The organism is Campylobacter sp. RM12647 (assembly GCF_020138135.1).
GTDB lineage: Bacteria > Campylobacterota > Campylobacteria > Campylobacterales > Campylobacteraceae > Campylobacter_E.
In genome coordinates, this window is the sequence record NZ_JACGAS010000042.1 from 1 (window position 1) to 3539 (window position 3539).

Consider the following 3539-nt stretch of genomic DNA (forward strand, 5'->3'; position numbering starts at 1 on the left):
AAAACTTAAACAGAGCATTTAAGCTAAATGTTCTTTCTAGGTTTTATTTAATTTAATTCTATGTTTATATATAGTTTCTAACCTAGTGTTATTTTATTTATCAATGTTAAGAGTCACAAGCAAGTAATATAAAACAATTTCATAAGCTTGTTAAAGGTAGTTATACTTAATCTCTTTCTTATTACATATATTTAAGTATATATAAGAAAAAGTTTTTAAGCATCACAGCTTAGACGCTTTCCGTCTTGAAGATTAAGATTAATAATTACATAAAAACTTTAGCAAGGAAGTAATGCGTTTTAGTAATACTAAAAACAATAACAATAATGCATGCAAATATATTTCAATTAATACTATTAATTGTAAAAATATTAATAACATTATTAACAAAGGTAAGCTAATAAGAGCAAATGGTGGATGCCTTGGCAGACAAAGGCGATGAAGGACGTACTAGACTGCGATAAGCTACGAGGAGCCGTCAAGGGGCATTAATTCGTAGATTTCCGAATGGGGCAACCCAATACATAGAGATATGTATTACCATATATGGAGCGAACGTTGGGAATTGAAACATCTTAGTACCAACAGGAAAAGAAATCAATAGAGATTACGCTAGTAGCGGCGAGCGAAAGCGTAAGAGGGCAAACCACTAGTTTACTAGTGGGGTTGTAGGACTGCAACAAAGACTAAGCAAAGATAGTAGAACAAGTTGGAAAGCTTGAGCGTAGAGGGTGATACTCCCGTACATAAAATCTTTACTTTACTTAGCAGTATCCTGAGTAGGGCGAGACACGTGAAATCTTGTCTGAAGCTGGGTCGACCACGATCCAACCCTAAATACTAATGTCTGACCGATAGTGTACAAGTACCGTGAGGGAAAGGTGAAAAGAACTGAGGTGATCAGAGTGAAATAGAACCTGAAACCATTTGCTTACAATCATTCAGAGCCCTATGTAGCAATACAGGGTGATGGACTGCCTTTTGCATAATGAGCCTGCGAGTTGTGGTGTCTGGCAAGGTTAAGCTAACGTGAAGCCGTAGCGAAAGCGAGTCTTAATAGGGCGATAAGTCAGATGCTGCAGACCCGAAACGAAGTGATCTATCCATGAGCAGGTTGAAGCTAGTGTAAGAACTAGTGGAGGACCCAACCGACGGCCATTGAAACGGCTCCGGATGACTTGTGGATAGGGGTGAAAGGCCAATCAAACTTCGTGATAGCTGGTTCTCTCCGAAATATATTTAGGTATAGCGTTGTGTAGTAGCTATAAGGGGTAGAGCACTGAATGGGCTAGGGCATACACCAATGTACCAAACCCTATCAAACTCCGAATACTTATAGTGTAATCACAGCAGTCAGGCGGCGAGTGATAAAATCCGTCGTCGAGAGGGGAACAACCCAGACTACCAGCTAAGGTCCCTAAATCTTATTTGAGTGGAAAACGATGTGAAGTTACTTTAACAACCAGGAGGTTGGCTTAGAAGCAGCCATCCTTTAAAGAAAGCGTAATAGCTCACTGGTCTAGTGATTTTGCGCGGAAAATATAACGGGGCTAAAATAAGTACCGAAGCTGTAGACCCAAGCCTAGCTTGGGTGGTAGGAGAGCGTTCTATAGGCGTTGAAGATGTACCGGTAAGGAGCGTTGGAGCGTATAGAAGTGAGCATGCAGGCATGAGTAGCGATAATTAATGTGAGAATCATTAACGCCGTAAACCCAAGGTTTCCTACGCGATGCTCGTCATCGTAGGGTTAGTCGGGTCCTAAGCAAAGTCCGAAAGGGGTATGCGATGGAAAATTGGTTAATATTCCAATACCAACATTATTGTGCGATGGAAGGACGCTTAGGGCTAAGCAAGCTAGCGGATGGAAGTGCTAGTCTAAGGTAGTAGGTTGTTATACAGGCAAATCCGTATAACATTAGACCGAGAACTGAAAGGCTTTCTGAAGTCTTCGGATGGAAGGAAGAATTGCTGATGCCGTCGAGCCAAGAAAAGTTTCTAAGTTTAGATAATGTTGCCCGTACCGTAAACCGACACAGGTGGGTGGGATGAGTATTCTAAGGCGCGTGGAAGAACTCTCTTTAAGGAACTCTGCAAAATAGCACCGTATCTTCGGTATAAGGTGTGGTTAGCCTTGTATTAGGATTTACTCCGAAGGCAAGGAAACTTACAACAAAGAGTCCCTCCCGACTGTTTACCAAAAACACAGCACTCTGCTAACACGTAAGTGGATGTATAGGGTGTGACGCCTGCCCGGTGCTCGAAGGTTAATTGATGGGGTCAGCAGCAATGCGAAGCTCTTGATCGAAGCCCGAGTAAACGGCGGCCGTAACTATAACGGTCCTAAGGTAGCGAAATTCCTTGTCGGTTAAATACCGACCTGCATGAATGGCGTAACGAGATGGGAGCTGTCTCAAAGAGGGATCCAGTGAAATTGTAGTGGAGGTGAAAATTCCTCCTACCCGCGGCAAGACGGAAAGACCCCGTGGACCTTTACTACAGCTTGACACTGCTACTTGGATAAGAATGTGCAGGATAGGTGGGAGGCTTTGAGTTATAGACGCCAGTTTATAATGAGCCATCGTTGAGATACCACTCTTTCTTATTCGGGTAGCTAACTAGCGTGAGTTATCCTCACGTAGGACAATGTCTGGTGGGTAGTTTGACTGGGGCGGTCGCCTCCCAAAAAATAACGGAGGCTTACAAAGGTTGGTTCAAAACGGTTGGAAATCGTTTGTAGAGTATAAAGGCATAAACCAGCTTAACTGCAAGACAAACACGTCAAGCAGAGACGAAAGTCGGTCTTAGTGATCCGGTGGTTCTGTGTGGAAGGGCCATCGCTCAAAGGATAAAAGGTACCCCGGGGATAACAGGCTGATCTCCCCCAAGAGCTCACATCGACGGGGAGGTTTGGCACCTCGATGTCGGCTCATCGCATCCTGGGGCTGGAGCAGGTCCCAAGGGTATGGCTGTTCGCCATTTAAAGCGGTACGCGAGCTGGGTTCAGAACGTCGTGAGACAGTTCGGTCCCTATCTGCCGTGGGCGTAAGAAGATTGAAGAGATTTGACCCTAGTACGAGAGGACCGGGTTGAACGAACCACTGGTGTAGCTGTTGTTCTGCCAAGAGCATCGCAGCGTAGCTAAGTTCGGATGTGATAAGAGCTGAAAGCATCTAAGCTCGAAGCCAACTCTAAGATGAATCTTCTCTTAAGGTCGCAGCAAGACTAGCTGCTTGATAGGTTGGGTGTGTAAGTGGTGAAAGCCATTTAGCTGACCAATACTAATAGACCGTCCGCTTACTTTAAATAAGCATTACTTCCTTGCTAAGGTTTATTACTTTAGTAAGTTTAAGAGTTTAAATTACTTGCTTTTAACATTGTTATTTAAGTTTATTAAATACTAATAGATTTAAATAACAATGTCCGTGATTATACAAATGTGGTAACGCCTTGTCCCATCCCGAACCAAGAAGCTAAGCACATTGTGGGTGATGATACTACGCCTTACTGGCATGGGGAAAGTAGCTCGTTGCGGACTTGTT

The 3539-nt window shown here is 43.4% G+C and carries 2 rRNA genes; both read left to right on the forward strand.

Annotated elements, in window-relative coordinates:
* Positions 1–390 precede the first annotated feature (390 nt).
* Positions 391–3302, forward strand: a 23S ribosomal RNA gene (locus AVBRAN12647_RS09470).
* A gap of 116 nt (positions 3303–3418) precedes the next feature.
* Positions 3419–3535: ribosomal RNA gene (gene rrf / locus AVBRAN12647_RS09475) — 5S ribosomal RNA — on the forward strand.
* Positions 3536–3539 lie beyond the last annotated feature (4 nt).